Genomic DNA, 17,075 nt, shown 5'->3' on the forward strand with positions numbered 1-17,075 from the left:
TATGTGCCGTCCCGTTACCTGCAAGTCCTGCGGAAAGACCACCTGGGCAGGCTGCGGCAACCACATTAACCAAGTAAAAGCCACCGTCCCGGCAGGCCAGTGGTGCACCTGCCCACGCGAGACCACCTCCGCCAACAAAGGCCTGTTCCGCCGCCTCTTTAGCTAAAGGAGTATCCCACCCATGACCGCCAACCCCACCACCGTCATCATCGGCGGCGTCGCCGGTGGTATGTCCACCGCAACCCGCCTGCGCCGCAATGATGAAAAGCGAAACATCATTGTCCTCGAGGCCTCGGGCCACGTATCCTTTGCCAACTGTGGCCTGCCCTATCACATCGGCGGAGTCATCGAAGAGCGCCAGGACCTTCTCCTCCAAACACCGGAGGCCCTGAAAGAACGCTTCAACATCGACGTTCGCGTCAACACGCGCGCCACCCACGTCGATCGCGCTGCTCGTACCGTCACCACCGAATCCGGCGAGACCATCCCCTACGACGATCTAGTCCTTTCTCCCGGTGCAACCCCGTTCCTGCCACCGATCACAGGCATCGAAAAGGCATATAGCCTGCGCACCGTCGAAGACGTAGACCGCATCGCCGCCGCACTTAAAGGCCGCACGCGGGCAGTAATCATCGGCGGCGGATTCATCGGCCTGGAGATGGCCGAAAACCTCCGCCACCGCGACCTTTCTGTCGCCGTCGTGGAGGCTGCCCCGCAAATCATGGGCCCACTGGATTCTGAAATGGCCGCCATCGTGACCGAGCACCTGCGCGCCAACGGAGTTGAGATTCGCACCAATGCGCAGGCCACTGAAATCAGCGACTCCGGCGTAGCGCTCGCCGATGGTACCGAGCTGCCCGCAGATATCGTCATCACCGCAATCGGCGTGCGGCCAGCCAGCGATCTAGCACGCGAAACAGGGCTTGAGATTTCGGAGCGCGGCGGAATTGTGGTCGATGCGCAGCAGCGCACCAGCGACCCGCACATTTTCGCACTTGGCGACGCCGCGACCAAGAAGGATCTGCACACCGGCGAAGATACCCTCGTACCACTGGCCCAAACGGCCAACCGCCACGGCCGCCTCGTTGCAGACATCATCACTGGCCGGGAGACCGCCTCACTGCCAGTACTCGGAACGGCTATCGTTGGGCTCTTTGGACTTGCCGCAGCCTCCACCGGATGGAATGAACGGCGCGCACGAGCCGCTGGCAAGAAGGTCCGCGTAATTCACCTGCATCCGGCCAACCACGCGGGCTACTACCCCGGCGCGACACAGCTGCATATGAAGCTCGTCGTGGACGCCGAAACCGACGCCATCCTCGGCGCGCAGATCGTTGGTAAGGACGGAGTGGACAAGCGCATCGACGTCATCGCCACCGCGATGCGGGCGGGGCTTAAGGCACGCGACCTCGCAGATCTTGAGTTGGCCTACGCACCCCAGTTCGGCTCAGCGAAGGACCCTATCAACTTCGCGGGCTTTATCGATGACAACATTGTGCAGGGCGAGCGCACCGTCCAATGGCACGAGCTCTCCGAGCACCTCGAGGCCGGGACACTCCTGGTAGACGTCCGTTCAGCCTCCGAGTTTGCTGCAGGCGCCATCCCCGGAGCCATCAACATTCCGCTCGATGAGCTGCGCGCACGCCACGCCGAAATCGCAGGTCATAAGGATGTCATCGTGCACTGCCAGGTGGGTTTGCGCGGCCATAATGCGGCGCGCATCCTCACAAACCTGGGTTATGACGTTGCTAATCTAGATGGCGGGTATCTGACTTGGCAGCATGGAAAGGCCGCATAATGAACTTAGATCCTGCAGAGGTAAAGCCCTCCATCACGCGCCTCAAGCGTGCACGGGGACAAATCGATGCCGTCATCCGCATGCTCGAATCCGGCGAAGAATGCGAACCAGCAGTAACTCAGCTTGCCGCCGCTGCAAAAGCGATCGATCGCGCGGGCTATTCCATCATCGCCACCGGGCTTAAGCAGTGCTATCGCGAAGAGGGCCCAGAAGGCCTCGATGCGGAAAAGATGGAAAAACTCTTCCTTTCTCTGTCTTAATTTGGCGAACTTAAAGGGGCTCAATGGAATACTTCGCCACCTAGGAGCGAGGGTAGTCACGCCCATCGACGCAGCGTGACTACCCCCGCTCTTCTTCAAAAATGGCGTCCCACTTCACAAAGTGACGTGACGCACGATACACTATCCGCCTATAGATTGTTGAACAATTCTAAAAGGGGATTTGAGTGTATGAGCCAGCTCTTTATTGATCTCAATGCCGACCTCGGCGAGACCACCGCAGGCAATCCAGTCGCAGACGACGCAGCGATGCTCAAGCTGGTCTCCTCTGCCAACGTCGCCACCGGCTTCCACGCGGGTGACCCACACTCCATCGCCGGCACCGTCCACGCAGCTAAAGAGGCGGGCGTCGTCGTTGGTGCACACGTAGGCTACAACGACCCAGCCGCGTTCGGCCGTCGCTTCATCGACTACAACCCGGCTGAGTTGGCAGACGAAGTCACCTATCAAATCGGCGCGCTTGAGGCGCTGGCCCGCGCGCACGGCACTCGCGTTGCCTACGTTAAGCCGCACGGCGCGATGTACAACGCCATCGTTCACCACGAGGCCCAGGCCAAGGCAGTCATCGACGGCATCAAGGCCTTTGGAGATATCCCGGTCATGCTGCTGCCGGGCGGCGTGGCAGTCGACGTCGCCGAGGCACGCGGCCTGACTGTCATCCGCGAGGCCTTCGCGGACCGCAACTACAACCCCGACGGCACCCTGGTCTCGCGCACGCAGGACAATGCTGTGCTGCACTCGGCAGACGACGTCGTAAGGCGCGTGCTCGAGGTGGCAGAAACCGGCGCCATCACAGCCATCGACGGCAGCGTCCTTAGCGTGGATGCGCAGTCCGTTTGCACCCACGGTGACTCCCCGGGCGCCGTGGAGATGCTGCGCGGCGTGGTAGCCGAGCTGGATGCCCGTGGCATTGAGATCCGGAGCTTTATCTAATGCGCATTCACCCCGTAGGAACCCGCGCGTTGCTCGTGGAGTTGGATGACCTTTCCCAGGTCATGACCTGGCACGAGGCACTTACTGCGCAGCCGCTGAAGGACCAAGTCGATGCGATTGCCGCAGCGACTACCCTATTGCTCACCTTTAATACCCCAAACTCGGCGCATGCCGCCGCCGAGTTCTTGGAGGATTTCCACCCCTCCGCACGCTCCGTGGAGGAGCCACGCTTGGTGGAGATCGACGTGCTTTACGACGGCGCGGATCTGGACGAAGCTGCCGACCTACTCGGTATGTCCCGCGAGGGGCTTATCGACTGGCATACCTCGACCGAGTGGCTCGCGGCCTTCGGCGGCTTTGCCCCGGGCTTTACTTATTGCACCCCGGCAGATGCCTCCCGCAGCGTCGACATCCCGCGTCGCTCTACCCCGCGTACCGCGGTGCCGAATGGCTCGGTGGGCATCGCCGGTAACTTCTCCGCGGTCTACCCGCGCGTCTCCCCCGGCGGCTGGCAGCTGCTAGGCACCACCTCGACCCCGATGTGGGAATCGGATGCGCAGCCGCCGGCGCTGGTGCAGCCCAGCGACCGCGTGCGCTACCGTGCCGTCAGCTCCCTGCCGGACATCGTATCCACCACCCCGTTTGGCCGCCGTACCCCAGCCCGCCTGCCACGTATGGAAGTCATCGACCCCGGCCTTGTCACCCTCTTCCAGGACCAAGGCCGCCCGGGCCGTGGCAACTTAGGCGTTACCCCTTCGGGCGCAGCTGACCAGGCAGCAGCGGCCACCGCCAACGTCGCGGTGGGCAACCCGCGCGGTGCGACGGTGCTGGAAAACATCGGCGGTATTCGCCTGCGTGCCCTCACCGATACCGTCATTTGCGTCACCGGCGCCCAGGCCCGCGTGCTCCTCGACGAGATGCCGGTGCACCTCGCGCGCCCGGTGCTCGTGACGGCGGGTTCCACCGTGATCGTCGAGCCGGCCACGTACGGCATGCGCTCCTACATCGCCATCCGCGGCGGCATCGTTGCCGATACCGAGCTGGGGTCCTCCTCCACCGACGTGCTCTCTGGGCTGGGTCCTGCGCCCGTGCGCATCGGCGACATCATCGGTGTCCTGCCGCGCTCGAGTGCCATGACGGATGCGCAACTGACCAATCCGCTGCGCGTGACCGAAGGGTCCCGTGGCCAGACCCAGGGCGTACTGCGCTGCGTGATGGGCCCGCGCGATGACTGGTTCACGCAGGACAGCCTCGACGCTTTCCTGGAGCACGAATGGGAGGTCACCCCGCAGTCCAACCGCGTCGGCCTGCGTCTTAGAGCCAGCGACGATGCGACCTTGTCACGTGCGCGCTCCGGCGAGCTCCCGAGCGAAGGAATGGTCGCCGGCTCCGTGCAGGTCCCGCCCTCAGGTGAGCCGGTAGTCTTCCTGCGCGACCACGCCGTCACCGGCGGCTACCCCGTCATCGCCACCGTCTTGGAAGAAGACATCGACATCGCCGCGCAGCTCCCGCCGGGAGCCACGGTCCGCTTTGAACTAGTTGAAGGTTAATCATGATTTCTGCAGTCCTTATTGCAAACCGCGGAGAGATCGCCGTGCGCATTGCGCGCGCTGCGCGTGACCTGGGCATCCGCTCCATCGCCATCTACTCTGAGGCAGACGCAGGCGCCCTGCACACCCGCGTGGCCGACGAGGCCTACGCCCTGCCCGGCAACACCGCGGCCGATACCTATATGAACGTCCCGGCATTGCTGGACATTGCGGTTCGCGCCGGCGCCGATGCCATCCACCCGGGCTATGGCTTCCTTTCTGAAAACGCTGACTTTGCCCGCGCCGTCGCCAGTGCGGGCCTGACCTGGATTGGCCCAACCCCAGAATCCATCGAGCTGCTCGGTGACAAGATTGCGGCCCGCCGCGTGGCCGAGGAGGTCGGCGCTCCCCTGGCTCCTGGCACCTCCGACCCCATCGACGACTGGCAGGAGGCCCGCGCCTTCGCTGAAAAGCACGGTCTGCCGATTGCCATCAAGGCAGCTTATGGCGGCGGTGGACGCGGCCTGAAGGTCGTGGAGAACCTCGAGGACATCGAGGCCGCCTTCAACTCTGCAGGACGCGAGGCCAAGGAGGCCTTCGGCCGCGCCGAGTGCTACGTGGAGAAGTTCCTCACCCACCCGCGCCACGTCGAGGCGCAAATCCTCGCCGATACCCACGGCAACGTCGCTGTGCTCGGTACCCGCGATTGCTCAACGCAGCGTCGCTTCCAGAAGCTCATCGAGGAAGCTCCCGCACCTGCGCTTAGCGACGAACAGCGCACCGGCATCCACGAGGGCGCCCGCGCCATCTGCGCCAAGGTGGGTTACACCGGCGCTGGAACCGTGGAGTACATAGTCTCTGAGGACGGCACCATCTCCTTCCTCGAGGTCAACACCCGTGTGCAGGTTGAGCACCCAGTCACTGAGGTCGTGACCGGCGTCGACATCATTGCCGAGCAGTTCCGCATCGCTTCGGACGAGCCACTGTCTTTCGTGGACGAATCCCTCGACCCGGAGCCGCACGGCCACGCTTTCGAGTTCCGCATCAACGCCGAGGACATCCTGAACGGCTTTGCGCCATGCCCTGGCACCATCGTGCGCTTTGAGCCGCCGACGGGTCCTGGCATCCGCGTGGACGCGGGTGTGCGCTCGGGTTCCATCGTGCCGCCGTACTACGACTCGCTGATTGCCAAGCTGCTGGTCTGGGGACCGACCCGCGAGGTGGCCCTGGCCCGCGCCAAGCAGGCCCTGGCCGAGTTCGACATCGAAGGCGTGCGCACCGTCCTGCCTTTCCACCGCGACATGGTCTCCTCTCAGGTCTTGGCCGATCACGGCGATGCTGAGGCACAAGCCGGTATCTACACGGACTGGCTTGACCACAACTACCGCCCGTCTGCGGAGTCCACGAGCAACATTGCGCCGGTCGAGGCCATCTACGCCAAACGCACCCAGGTAGCCATCGAAATCGACGGCAAGCTGGTCAGCGTCGGTTTGCCGGAGAACCTGTTTGCGGCAGCCCCGGCGGCTGCTGGTGGGGTGAAGGTGGCGTCGCCAAGCGCGGGCGCGCAGGAAGGCGAGGTAACCGCACCGTATGATGCAAACCTCGTGGCGTGGAACGTCGCGGATGGCGACACGGTCGAAGAGGGCGAGGCCATCGCGACCATCGAGGCGATGAAGATGGAGTCTTCCGTAAAGGCTCCACGCGGCGGCACCATCAAGCTGTTGGCCAAGGAAGGCGACCGCTTGGATCCGTCGAAGGTTATCGCGACTATCGACTAGTCTCAGCGGTTTGCTTGTGTCCCACTAATTGGGCCGTGGTTTTACCAGTTGCGCTTGCGGCCGCGACGAATTCTGTGGCGGCAGGAGCCGCGCGGCCTCCACATCCCAATGGGATAAGCTTTCTGTCATGCTTTCTCAGTCTGTGGCGTCGGAGATTCGCGATGCCATCTCGGCCGGCGAGTTCATGCCCGGCCAACAGCTCAGCGAGGTCAAAGCCGCTGAGCGTTTCTCTTGTTCCCGCAATACGCTCCGCGAGGCGTTCACTGAGCTCGCTGCGCAGCGACTCGTGGAGCGCATCCCCCACCGGGGCGTCTTCATTGCGACGCCGGACGCCGATTACGTGCGCGACCTGTTCATCGCACGTGCCGCCATCGAGCCCTCCGGTGTGCTGTGGGGCGAATTCGCCGATCCAGCAGCGTTGATTGAGCTTGTCACTTCTGCTCGCGCCGCGCAGGAAAACAGCGAGGACCAGGAAGTATCCAACATTAACCAGCGTTTTCACCGCGCACTGGTGGCGTCGCTAAATTCCCCGACGCTTAACGCGCAAATGAACAACCTACTCGCGCGGATGCGGCTGAGCTTCTTGCTCGTTATCCCGCGCTACCCCACCTTGCACGCTGAACACATTGAGGGCAACATCCGCTTGGCCCGGCTCATTGCCGATGGAAAACGCGAAGAAGCTGCCGCGCTTTTGCACGACAGCTTGCTGCGGACCTGCAAGACGATGCTCGCGGTCATCTAGCTTGGGGCGGCTTGGCGGGGCGGCTTCTCTTCCCCCATTGCGGTTTGGTCCCATAGGTAGGGTCCCTTTGTGGGGTAAAGGGACCAGTAAGCCAAATTTTCCGGCACCGGCTACTCGTAAAGAAACCCAACCAATGAAACCCAAGCAATGGGACCAAACCGCGCGGTCGGCCGGAGCAGTTGCGGAGGAAGCCGCAAGCGCAGCCGCAGACCGGGCTTAAGGAACCTGGTAGTCCACGTCGCGCGCGTCAGTGACGAGCATCTTGCCGGGCTGGTGGGTAATCGCCAGGCGCGGCTTCGAGTTCATCACCACCGCTTGTGGCGTCACCCCACACGCCCAGAACACCGGAATGTGCCCTTCCGGGATGTCCACGGCGTCGCCGAAGTCAGGGCGAGAAAGATCCGAAATGCCAATATCCTCAGGGTTTCCCACGTGCACCGGCGCCCCGTGCACCGACGGGTAACGCGAGGTGATGCGCACGGCGTCGGCAACCTGAGATGCAGGAATCGGTCGCATGGAGACCACCAACGGTCCGCTGAAAATGCCGGCCGGAGTGGTGGGAATGTTCGTGCTATACATCGACACACTTCGCCCCTGCTCGATATGAGCCAGCGTAATGCCGTTTTCCTGCAGCGCCGACTCGAAAGTAAACGAGCAGCCGATGAGGAACGTGACCATGTCCTCAGCCCAGAACTCCGTGGCGTCCTCCACCGAGTCGGTTAGCTCACCGTCGCGGAAGATGCGGTAGCCGGGGATGTCGGTGCGGATATCGCCACCCGCGAGCAGCTCCGAGCTGTATTGGCCCGCCTCCAGCACGCCCACAATCGGGCACGACTTCGGATTGCGCTGAGCAAACAGCAGGAAGTCGAACGCGTATTCCTTCGGCACCGCAAGCAGGTTGGCCTGCATGTATCCGTCAGCGAAACCCGCCGTAGTCACCATCTGATTCTGCCGGGCATGCGCGCGCACGTCAGCGGGCTGCATCGTGGAAGGATGTGCAGTGTAAGACATCTTCCAAGGCCCCTAAGCCCAAAGCTTCATGATTCCGGAGATGGAGTTGAAACCGATGTAGAGCTCCAGCAGCAGCGCGATGGAACCAACCACCAGCAGCCACATTGGGTGCTTGACTCCGCCGAGGAGATCGCGGCGTCGGAAAGCAACCCACATAACCATCGCAAACGCAATAGGCAAAATGATGCCGTTGAACGCGCCTGCGAAAATCAGCAGCTTCTGGGGAGCGGAGTTGAGGAGAACGAACAAGATGGTGCAGACCACGATGAAGCCCACCGTGAGGAAGTTGCGGGTGCGCGGGGCGACCTTCTGAGTGGTCACAAAGGAGATCGAGGTGTAGGAAGCTCCAATCACCGAGGACAAGCCCGCGGCAAAGAGCACCACGCCGAACGCACGGAGTCCGAACTCGCCGGCGGCTTGGCGGAAGGCGTCGGCAGCCGTGTTGTCCTCAGACAGTGCCACGCCCGTGCTGACGACGCCCAGCACAGCCAAGAAGAGCAGCACGCGCATAATGCCGGTGATGATGACGCCCATGACCGAGGTCGTGGTGATGTTCTTGATGTGCTCCGGGCCGGTCATGCCGTTGTCGATGAGGCGGTGCGCACCCGCAAAGGTGATGTAGCCGCCGACGGTGCCGCCGATGAGGGTGGTAATAACGAAGAAGTCAACTTCCTCCGGCATGACGGTGTTCTTGAGTGCCTCGCCCACTGGCGGCTGCGAGACGATAGCCACGTAGAGCATGAGCAGGATCATGATGGCGCCAAGGGCTGCAACCAAGCGGTCGAGCGCAATGCCGGCGCGTTTGGACAAGAAGATGAAGATGGCAATCGCCGCAGCGATGACCGAGCCGATGCGGGCGTCAATGCCGAGCATCGCGTTCAAGCCCAAGCCAGAGCCAGCAATGTTACCGATGTTGAATACCACACCGCCGATGAAGACGAGCACCGCGAGGAACCAGCCAAGGCCCGGCAGAACGGTGTTGCCAAGCTCGTTGGCGCGCATGCCGGAGAGGCACAGAACGCGCCAGACGTTGAGCTGAATGGCGATGTCCACGATGATGCTGAGCAGAATCGCAAAGGCGAAAGCTGCACCCATCTGGACGGTAAAGACGGAGGTCTGGGTCAAAAAGCCCGGACCGATGGAGGAGGTGGCCATGAGGAACATGGCACCCGCCATTGCGCCGATACCCTTGGGTGGGTTCTTGACGACTTCAGTTGTTTCAGCGCTCACCAAACTGCCCTTTCGTGATGCAGGTCGCATTAGTTACGTGATGCACATCATCTTAAGGGGTTGTTCAACAACTTAGGAAGGAAATTGGTCAACCACTTTAAAAGACCAGCTCGAGGATGCAGTTTGCGGGTGCCCCCTTGCGCTTGACGACGACCGGGATAACTAGCGCTACGCCTGCTGCGAAATCAGCCGAATCTGTTCCGGCGTAGTTCGGCAGCAGCCGCCCAGCAGGGTCACGCCCAAGGCGCGCAACTGGGGCGCGGCTTCGACCAGCCCCAGCGAATGCTCCTCATCGCGGCGCCACTGGCGGGCCGCATGATCCCAGGTCTCGCCACTGTTGGGGTAGGCAAGCACGGGCAGATCGATGCCCTCACGCATGCGCTTGACGACGCCCTTTGCCGTCTCCGCATCACAACAATTCACGCCCAGGGCGCCGAGGTTGCGCGCCTGCTTCGCGAACTCGATGACCTGCGCAACCTTGGCAGGGTCCGCCGCAAGAACGCCGGTGACGCTGAGCGCATAGGGTTTGCCTGTGGCGTCGAGTAACTCCAGCAATGCAGCCGCCTCGTCAACGTTGGGAATGGTCTCAGCAAGCAGGAAGTCAGCGTCGGTTGCGGCGAGCACCTCGATGCGGCGCTGATGCCAGTGCTTAAGCTCCTCGCAGCCCAGCCCGTAGGCACCGTCGTAGTCCGTGCCTTCACCGGGGCCTGCTCCATAAGGCCCCACTGAGGCGGCCACCAAACCATCGGGACGCGCATTGTTCGCGGCAACGCGTGCCACCTCCACGCTGCGACGCAGCAGCTCTTCAGCTTCATCTCCGAGCGCATCGAAGGTCACCTGGTACGACGCCGTGGTGGCCACCTGCGCGCCCGCGCGATAAAAGTCCTCGTGCGCCGCCTGAATTTCAGCAGGGTTCTCGCGCAGAATCTGCGCCGACCACAACTGTCCCGAGATGTCGTTGCCGCGGGACTCCAGGTGGGTGCCGAGACCGCCGTCAAAAATCAGCGGCGTTTCAAAACACTTCATGCGTTGCAGCCTAACCAGTAAGCGCCGCATTCCCTCAATTTGTTTTCAGCGCCTGCACCGCAATCGCGCGCGGCGCCGACGCCCCACACGCGTGAGACAAGCGGAAACTTTCTCGAAAGCGTTGCACAACTGAAGGATGTGACCTAGGATTCATTTCTAACTAATGGTGATTCGTATTTTTTAGGAGGACCTCATGGCACAAGACGTATACATCGTCGGGGCCGCACGCTTGCCCATCGGTAAATTCGGCGGCAGCCTGGCCCGCCTTTCACTAACCGAGCTGGGTACGACGGCGGCGTCGGCAGCTATTGAGCGTTCGGGTATCCCGGCCGCCGAAATCGACACCGCGGTGGCGTCGAATGTCATGCCCGTCATCCCGAGCGACTTGTACATTTCCCGCAAAGTCGCCATCGGCGTCGGAATGCCCGAGTCCTCTACCGCAATGGGCGTCAACCGCCTCTGCGGCTCCGGCGTCCAAGCCGTGGTCTCCGCCGCGCAACTCCTCCAGTCTGGCGACGGCACCGTGGCACTTGCCATTGGCGCCGAATCCATGAGCCAAGCCCCCTACTCCGTCGAGGGCGCCCGCTTCGGCAAGCGCATGGGCGACGGCAAACTCTACGACTGGCTCACCGGCGCGCTCTCCTGCCCCTTCGGCACCGGCCACATGGGCGTGACCGCGGAAAACGTCGCGAGTGACCACAACATCTCCCGCGAGCGCCAAGACGAGTTCTCTGCGCAATCCCAGCGCCGCGCCGCGGCCGCCCGCGCGGAAGGCGTCCACGCCGAGGAGATCGTCGCCGTAGGCGATCTGGACTTTGATGAGCACGTGAGGGAGACGAGCGTCGACAAGCTTGCGCAGCTCAAGCCCGCCTTTGCCAAGGATGGAACCGTAACCCCAGGCAACGCATCCGGCATCAACGACGGCGCCGCGGCCGTGGTCCTCGCCACCGCTGAGCAGGTGAGCACGCGCAACCTCGAGCCGCTGGCCAAGATTGTCAGCTGGGCCATCGCGGGCGTCGATCCCACCCGCATGGGCGTCGGCCCCATCGCTGCGGTGCCGAAGGCACTGGAGAAGGCCGGGCTCACGCTGGACGACATCGACCTCATCGAGTCCAACGAGGCCTTCGCCGCGCAGGCCATCGCCGTGCAGGACGAGCTCGGCTTTGCCCCCGAAAAGACCAACATCTACGGCGGCGCCGTGGCGCACGGCCACCCGGTGGGAGCCACCGGAGTCATCCTCATCACCAAGCTGGCATACGCGCTGCGCCGCCTGAACAAGCGCTATGGCCTGGTCACCATGTGTATTGGCGGCGGCCAGGGCATTGCGCTCATCATCGAAAACGAATCCGAGAACGAAGGAGCGAAGTAAATGACAATCACCAAGGTTGCCGTCATCGGCGCAGGTTCCATGGGCTCGGGCATCGCGGCACTGTGCGCATCGGCGGGTCTCGATGTCGTCCTGCTCGACCAGAACGCCGAGGGCGCGCAGAAGGGCGTGGACATCCAGGTAAAGCGCCGCGGCTTCTACCTGCCTTCGGACGCCTCCCGCATCACCGCCTCCGATGACTACGCTCTCCTCGAGGACCGCGACTGGGTCATCGAAGCCATCTTCGAGGACCTCGGCGCCAAGCACGCGCTCTACGCGGCCATCGAGCCACACCTCAAGCCCTCAGCCATCTTGAGTTCGAACACCTCTACCCTCCCGCTGGCCAATCTCGTCGAGGGCGTGCCGGTCTCGCGCCGCGAGCGCTTCGGCATCACCCACTTCTTCAACCCGCCGAAGGTCATGCGCTTGGTCGAGCTCATCGCCTCCGGCGAGACCGAGGCCGCGCTGCGCACCACCATCGAACAAACCTTGGGCAAGATCGCACTCGAGTGCCGCGACACCCCGGGTTTTATTGCCAATCGCGTCGGCTGCTACTGGATGGCCGCCGGCGTTGCCCGCGCCCGCGAGTTCGGCGTGAGCTACGAGCTTGCCGACGCCGCCTTTGGCCGCGCCTTCGGCATCCCCCGCACCGGCATCTTCGGGCTTTTGGACTACATCGGTTTGCAGCTGGTGGGGCCCATCTGGAACTCTCTCGAGTCCGCACTTCCCGCGGGCGATCCGCTCCTCAATGTGCCGCTGGGCTGCGACGAGTTCATCGCGGGCTTGGTCGAGCGCGGCCTGACTGGGCGCACCGGCGAGGGCGGCTTCTACCGCGGCCGCGACGAGGTCATCAACTCCGACTATGAGTACGTGGCACGCACCCAGCCGGACGACCCAGTCATAGGGCTCAAGGATCCGCGGGAGGTCATGGACACGGATTCGCCGGGCGGCCGCTTCGCCCGCGCGGTCTTCCTCGACACCCTGCGCTACTGCTGCGAGGTCGCGCCGGAGATCGCAGAGCACGTCGCGCTTATCGACGACGGCCTCACCCTCGGCTTCGGCTGGAAGAAGGGCATTTTCGCGCTTGCCGACGCCATCGACATCGACAGGGTTGCCTCCGCTTACGGTTCGAAGCCGCCAGCGCTAGTGACCGCAGCCGCCGCTGCCGGGGGATTCTTTGTAGACGGCAAGGTGCTTTCCTCCGAGGGCCAGCTGCAGGAGCTGCGGGAGCGGGAGGGCGTGGTCAGCCTGCGCTCCTTGGACCTGGAAACCGTGGTCTGCCTGCCGGCCGGCGCGGTGCATGCAGTGTCCACTCCTTCCGGGCGCATCGGCATCATCGACCTGCATACGCCGATGAATTCCTTGCCGACTGCCGCTTTGGAAGTCCTGCGCGCTGCCGTTGACTCCATCTCCTCTGCGGACCTGAAAGCGCTGGTCATCGGTAACGATGCGCCGGTGTTCTGCGCAGGTGCGGACTTGGCGTCGATTGCCGCGGCTGGTGAGTCCGGCTCTGCTGAACGCGTCAAAGAGCTCATTGCGGACGGCTCGAACACGCTGCGTCAGCTGAAGTTCGCGCCGGTTCCCGTGGTCGCAGCGGTACGCGGTGTTGCCTTGGGCGGCGGCTTAGAGCTGGCCCTATCCTGCGACCGAATCGTGGCGCACGCAGATAGCCAGCTGGCTTTCCCAGAAGTTAACGTGGGTCTCTATCCGGGCTGGTCGGGCACGATTTCCGCACTGGAGCGCCTGCGTGCGGCTGGCGTGGCCGACTACCACCAGAAGGCCTTCGATTTCATCGCGGCGGCGGCGCCTTTCCCAAATGCGTTTGTGGCCAAGGAGCAAGGCTTCCTGGCTGCCGACGACGTCGTGCTCATGTCCCCTGACCACGTCCTGGCGCGTGCCATCACGGAGGCGGAGTCGCTCATTGAGGGCTACGCCCCGCCTGCCGATGTCGCGATTGAGCTCTATTCCGGCCCTGCCCTCGACCGCGAGTGGCCCCTGGAGAAGACCACTGAGAACGACCACGTCATCGCAGCAAAGTTGGCTCAGATGTACACCGGTGAGGGCTCGCTGAGTTTTAACGAGTTCGCCGACCGTGAAGTGGAGTTCGACGTGCCGCTCGTGCTGCTGCCGGCGAACGTCGATCGCGCGAAGCACATGGCGGCGACCCGTAAGCCGCTGCGCAACTAACCCGCGGACCTGTCCCAACCATTTCTTTCGGATTGGTCCCATTGGTTGGGTCCCTTTACGGGGTAAAGGGACCACCTAGCGGGTTTTAGCCGGCCTTCTTACTCGTAAAGGGACCAGTAGACTGGGACCATCCTCGCTGTTGGGCAGCTTCCAGCGCCTGGCGCACCTCTCGTACGACACGGGCTCTCTCCGTGAGCAGCTCCCGTGGGCTGTATCGCAGCACGATGAGGCCACGGTTCTGAATCAGCTTCTCGCGTCGTCGCTCCTCCACGATTGTTTGCTCGGCACTCTTGCCAAACGACGAGCCGTCGTACTTGACGGCACCGTCGATCTCAATCACGACGGCGTCGTCAATGCATGCGTCTGCGCGGAAGTTCGGCGGAATGAAGTACTGCGCAACCACCTTCTCTCCCAGCTTTTCCGCGATGGCGATGCCTCGAAAGTAGGACTCGAAAGGCGATTCCGAATGCGCGATGGCGTGCTCAATCGCCTTCCGCGCCTGCGGGGCACCGTGCACGCGACCCATGGCGGTCAGCGTGCGGCGCAGCTCGTCCTTCGTGGTGAGTTCCTTCGCGAGCGCCGAATCCATGGCAACGAGTCCCTCTTCGAAGGAATGGTGTCTTGCGATGTCGATGCACGCTCGTGCCACAGTTGTACAACGGGTGCCGAGCTGCTCGGAGACCATGTTGTCTGGCAGGTGCGTCTTGCGGTAATCGTAATCGGCTGGAATCTTCGTCTTGACTGGCAGCGATTTGGACTGCCTAGCCATTTCAATCTTTTCGCCGAAAGGCGGGAGGACCCAAAGGCCCCATAGCCTGGCTGCTGACTTTCCTATCATGATGGCTTTGTGCACGCTTTTGCCCGCAGCAATCACTTTGAGGCGTTGGCGTTCGTAAGTGGGTAATTGCTCGAAGTAATCCCGCGGGGTTGCGACCCAGGGCGCTATTCGCAGAACCTCGCCATTGGCTATTTGCTCCCACACGTGGTGATCGTTGGACAGTGGACGTAAGTGAATGAGTCGTTGTGTTTGAGTCATACAACAATGTTCGCCAAGCGCGTGCGCCCGTGTCTAGAGTCAATTTTTTACCTGTGGATAACTCTGCATTTGCGCAGCTAGGGGGAGTTGGCGCTTTCGAGTCGGTTTGCCGGCTGGCGCCTCAGCGGCTGGCCTCTTGCTGGCGAATGGGCGGTTTCAGCTGCCGCGGTTTGGTCCTCCTCTAGTGGTCCCATTGGTTGGGTAGTTTTACGAGAGCCGACTCCCGCGCAATGGCTCCTAAGGGTTTCTTTGCCTCCTAATGAAACCCAACCAATGGGACCAAACCCGGAGAGGGGTGAGCCGCACGTCAAGCGGGGCGCGGGCAGGCTGCTACTTGTAGGCCGAGAAACCCGTAATGACCTTGCCCATGATGAGGCTCTGCACGGTGTCGGTTCCCTCGTAGGTGTGCATGGCCTCAATGTCGGCAAAGTGGCGCGCGATGTCGTTTTCTAGCAGGATGCCCACGCCACCGAGCATGTCGCGGGCGTCGGAAGCAATGCGTCGTGCAGCGCGGGTGTTGTGCAGCTTCGCCGCGGAAGCCTGCGGCGGGGTGAGCGTGCCAGCCTCCTCGCGGGCGGCAACCTCGCGGCAGGTCAGCATCATCTGGTTGAGGTCCAGCACCATGTTGGCCAAGCGCTGCTGGATAATCTGCGCTTTTGCCAGCTCACGGCCGAACTGGACGCGCTCCATGACGTAGTTGCGCGCGGTTTCATAGCAAGCCACGGCCGAACCCAACGCCATCCACGAGACGCCGATGCGCGTTGCTGTCAGCACGCGGGAGACGTCCTTGAACGTTTGGCAGCCGGGCAACCGGTTGGAGGCAGGAATGCGGCAATCCTCCAAGACGATGTGCGCCTGATGGATAGCGCGCAGTGACAGCTTGCCGGCAATCACCGTGGCGGAGTAGCCCGGCGCGTCCTGCGGAACGATGAAGCCACCCACGTTTCCGTCTTCCATACGGGCGTAAATCACGGTCACGCCACCGGAAGCACCGTTACCGATCCACTTCTTTTCGCCGTTGAGAACCCAGGAATCGCCGTCGCGAACCGCGGTGGTCTCCAGCGCAATGGAGTCAGACCCGTGCAGCGGTTCCGTCAGGCCAAACGCGCCGAGCAGCGAGCACGACGCCATCGCCGGCAGGTAGCGGGAGCGCTGCTCCTCCGAGCCAAGCATCGCGATGGAGCGCATAGCCAGGCCGGCCTGCACGGCAACGACAGTGCCCATCGAGGCGTCGGCACGCGTGACCTCCATGAGCGCCAAACCTGCGCCGCGTGCGGTCATGGACTCGTGGCCAGGAACGTCAAGGCCGTCCGTCATGAGGTCGAGCTCGCCTAAGCGGCGTACTAGTTCGAGGGGGTATTCGCTTTTCTCCCAATGCCCATTGATAACCGGCAGGCAATCCTCACGAAACGAGCGAGCACGTGCCCAGACCTCGGCATCTTGGGCGCTGATGCCGTCGAACACGCCGAGGAAGTCAGTTGTAGAATCAAAGAGATTATTGGACATTACAGGCCTCCGATACGAATCACTATTAGTCTGCTATTGTGATACACACCTCACCGCCTGTCAAGGAAACGTTCCCAGCGAAAGGCACACCACCATGGCTAACCAGAAGCGCCGCGACCAAATCGCCACCGCCGCCCTCGACCTCTTTGACCAGCGCGGCTACCACGGCACCGGCATGGAAGACATCGCAAAGGCAGTGGGCATGCGGGCATCGAGCCTCTACAACCACTACAAGTCCAAGCAAGAGCTGCTCGCTGAGGTCACCGTCTCCGCCATGGAGGAACTCCTACGTGCCAACGCCGCGGCGCTCGCCGGGGTCACGGGTTCCGAGGAAAAAATCCTCGCCACGATGCGCGCACACGTCATCTTCCACGCCGCCCACGCCAAGCGCGTCCGCGTGGTCAACAACGAGCTCAACAATCTCGAAGAACCCCACAAGTCCGTGGTCCTGCAGCTGCGCCGCGACTATGTGGCACGTTGGATGAACGTCGTCGACGAGGGCAGCTTCCAAGCCGAGAACCTCAAGATTGCCTGCTGGGCGCTCATCGACATGGGCATCGGCGTGGCCACGTGGTTTAGCCCCGATGGCCCGTACACCGCCGAGGAGCTCGGTGACATGTACGGGCAGTTCGCGCTCCGCCAGCTGACCTAGCCG

At 62.8% G+C, this 17,075-nt stretch carries 15 protein-coding genes; 10 read left to right on the forward strand and 5 right to left on the reverse strand.

Annotated elements, in window-relative coordinates:
• The first annotated feature begins 1 nt into the window (after position 1).
• From HMPREF3148_RS13615 to HMPREF3148_RS01675, 7 genes are all read left to right on the forward strand, one after another.
• Entirely contained in the window at positions 2-166 is a 165-nt protein-coding gene (locus tag HMPREF3148_RS13615) for a hypothetical protein (protein ID WP_005528078.1), read from the forward strand.
• 15 nt (positions 167-181) lie between these two features.
• Positions 182-1,798: an FAD-dependent oxidoreductase gene (locus HMPREF3148_RS01650; RefSeq protein WP_049064095.1), complete on the forward strand. Its 1,617-nt coding sequence runs from the start codon at positions 182-184 to the stop codon at positions 1,796-1,798.
• On the forward strand, positions 1,798-2,058 hold the full coding sequence (locus tag HMPREF3148_RS01655; protein WP_049064097.1) for a metal-sensitive transcriptional regulator: 261 nt from the start codon (positions 1,798-1,800) through the stop codon (positions 2,056-2,058). The genes HMPREF3148_RS01650 and HMPREF3148_RS01655 overlap by 1 nt, the downstream gene beginning before the upstream one ends.
• 189 nt (positions 2,059-2,247) lie before the next feature.
• Complete coding sequence (locus HMPREF3148_RS01660) at positions 2,248-3,009, forward strand: LamB/YcsF family protein (protein ID WP_049064099.1); 762 nt, start codon at positions 2,248-2,250, stop codon at positions 3,007-3,009.
• Complete coding sequence (locus HMPREF3148_RS01665) at positions 3,009-4,559, forward strand: 5-oxoprolinase subunit B/C family protein (RefSeq protein WP_070508596.1); 1,551 nt, start codon at positions 3,009-3,011, stop codon at positions 4,557-4,559. The genes HMPREF3148_RS01660 and HMPREF3148_RS01665 overlap by 1 nt, the downstream gene beginning before the upstream one ends.
• A gap of 2 nt (positions 4,560-4,561) precedes the next feature.
• On the forward strand, positions 4,562-6,316 hold the full coding sequence (locus tag HMPREF3148_RS01670; protein WP_070508597.1) for an acetyl/propionyl/methylcrotonyl-CoA carboxylase subunit alpha: 1,755 nt from the start codon (positions 4,562-4,564) through the stop codon (positions 6,314-6,316).
• A 127-nt stretch (positions 6,317-6,443) separates the two neighbouring features.
• Positions 6,444-7,058: a GntR family transcriptional regulator gene (locus tag HMPREF3148_RS01675; protein ID WP_049166748.1), complete on the forward strand. Its 615-nt coding sequence runs from the start codon at positions 6,444-6,446 to the stop codon at positions 7,056-7,058.
• A 216-nt stretch (positions 7,059-7,274) separates the two neighbouring features.
• Here the strand turns inward: HMPREF3148_RS01675 and HMPREF3148_RS01680 are convergent, their stop codons facing one another.
• From HMPREF3148_RS01680 to mmuM, 3 genes are all read right to left on the reverse strand, one after another.
• Positions 7,275-8,069: a putative hydro-lyase gene (locus HMPREF3148_RS01680; protein WP_049166747.1), complete on the reverse strand. Its 795-nt coding sequence runs from the start codon at positions 8,067-8,069 to the stop codon at positions 7,275-7,277.
• A 12-nt stretch (positions 8,070-8,081) separates the two neighbouring features.
• Positions 8,082-9,245, reverse strand: coding sequence for an NRAMP family divalent metal transporter (locus tag HMPREF3148_RS01685; protein ID WP_100622455.1), 1,164 nt, complete (start codon positions 9,243-9,245; stop codon positions 8,082-8,084).
• A gap of 222 nt (positions 9,246-9,467) precedes the next feature.
• Entirely contained in the window at positions 9,468-10,325 is an 858-nt protein-coding gene (gene mmuM / locus HMPREF3148_RS01690) for a homocysteine S-methyltransferase (RefSeq protein WP_034656561.1), read from the reverse strand.
• 193 nt (positions 10,326-10,518) lie between these two features.
• On the opposite strand from mmuM, the gene HMPREF3148_RS01695 reads away from it, so the two are divergent.
• Entirely contained in the window at positions 10,519-11,694 is a 1,176-nt protein-coding gene (locus tag HMPREF3148_RS01695) for an acetyl-CoA C-acyltransferase (protein WP_070508598.1), read from the forward strand.
• Complete coding sequence (locus HMPREF3148_RS01700; RefSeq protein WP_070508599.1) at positions 11,695-13,878, forward strand: 3-hydroxyacyl-CoA dehydrogenase/enoyl-CoA hydratase family protein; 2,184 nt, start codon at positions 11,695-11,697, stop codon at positions 13,876-13,878.
• 85 nt (positions 13,879-13,963) lie between these two features.
• Here the strand turns inward: HMPREF3148_RS01700 and HMPREF3148_RS01705 are convergent, their stop codons facing one another.
• Complete coding sequence (locus HMPREF3148_RS01705; protein ID WP_141741062.1) at positions 13,964-14,914, reverse strand: hypothetical protein; 951 nt, start codon at positions 14,912-14,914, stop codon at positions 13,964-13,966.
• A gap of 330 nt (positions 14,915-15,244) precedes the next feature.
• Complete coding sequence (locus HMPREF3148_RS01710) at positions 15,245-16,420, reverse strand: acyl-CoA dehydrogenase family protein (RefSeq protein ID WP_005528062.1); 1,176 nt, start codon at positions 16,418-16,420, stop codon at positions 15,245-15,247.
• A gap of 94 nt (positions 16,421-16,514) precedes the next feature.
• Here HMPREF3148_RS01710 and HMPREF3148_RS01715 point away from each other — a divergent pair, with 94 nt between their 5' ends.
• Positions 16,515-17,072, forward strand: a complete 558-nt coding sequence (locus HMPREF3148_RS01715) for a TetR/AcrR family transcriptional regulator (RefSeq protein ID WP_070508600.1) — start codon at positions 16,515-16,517, stop codon at positions 17,070-17,072.
• Positions 17,073-17,075 lie beyond the last annotated feature (3 nt).

This window comes from Corynebacterium sp. HMSC05D08 (genome assembly GCF_001807215.1).
Taxonomy (GTDB): Bacteria; Actinomycetota; Actinomycetes; order Mycobacteriales; family Mycobacteriaceae; genus Corynebacterium; species Corynebacterium striatum.

Coding starts and splice junctions, on each gene's coding strand:
- HMPREF3148_RS13615 (WP_005528078.1), top strand. CDS start 2: ATGTGCCGTCCCGTTACCTGCAAGTCCTGCGGAAAGACCACCTGGGCA.
- HMPREF3148_RS01650 (WP_049064095.1), top strand. CDS start 182: ATGACCGCCAACCCCACCACCGTCATCATCGGCGGCGTCGCCGGTGGT.
- HMPREF3148_RS01655 (WP_049064097.1), top strand. CDS start 1,798: ATGAACTTAGATCCTGCAGAGGTAAAGCCCTCCATCACGCGCCTCAAG.
- HMPREF3148_RS01660 (WP_049064099.1), top strand. CDS start 2,248: ATGAGCCAGCTCTTTATTGATCTCAATGCCGACCTCGGCGAGACCACC.
- HMPREF3148_RS01665 (WP_070508596.1), top strand. CDS start 3,009: ATGCGCATTCACCCCGTAGGAACCCGCGCGTTGCTCGTGGAGTTGGAT.
- HMPREF3148_RS01670 (WP_070508597.1), top strand. CDS start 4,562: ATGATTTCTGCAGTCCTTATTGCAAACCGCGGAGAGATCGCCGTGCGC.
- HMPREF3148_RS01675 (WP_049166748.1), top strand. CDS start 6,444: ATGCTTTCTCAGTCTGTGGCGTCGGAGATTCGCGATGCCATCTCGGCC.
- HMPREF3148_RS01680 (WP_049166747.1), bottom strand. CDS start 8,069: ATGTCTTACACTGCACATCCTTCCACGATGCAGCCCGCTGACGTGCGC.
- HMPREF3148_RS01685 (WP_100622455.1), bottom strand. CDS start 9,245: ATGGCGGGTGCCATGTTCCTCATGGCCACCTCCTCCATCGGTCCGGGC.
- mmuM (WP_034656561.1), bottom strand. CDS start 10,325: ATGAAGTGTTTTGAAACGCCGCTGATTTTTGACGGCGGTCTCGGCACC.
- HMPREF3148_RS01695 (WP_070508598.1), top strand. CDS start 10,519: ATGGCACAAGACGTATACATCGTCGGGGCCGCACGCTTGCCCATCGGT.
- HMPREF3148_RS01700 (WP_070508599.1), top strand. CDS start 11,695: ATGACAATCACCAAGGTTGCCGTCATCGGCGCAGGTTCCATGGGCTCG.
- HMPREF3148_RS01705 (WP_141741062.1), bottom strand. CDS start 14,914: ATGACTCAAACACAACGACTCATTCACTTACGTCCACTGTCCAACGAT.
- HMPREF3148_RS01710 (WP_005528062.1), bottom strand. CDS start 16,420: ATGTCCAATAATCTCTTTGATTCTACAACTGACTTCCTCGGCGTGTTC.
- HMPREF3148_RS01715 (WP_070508600.1), top strand. CDS start 16,515: ATGGCTAACCAGAAGCGCCGCGACCAAATCGCCACCGCCGCCCTCGAC.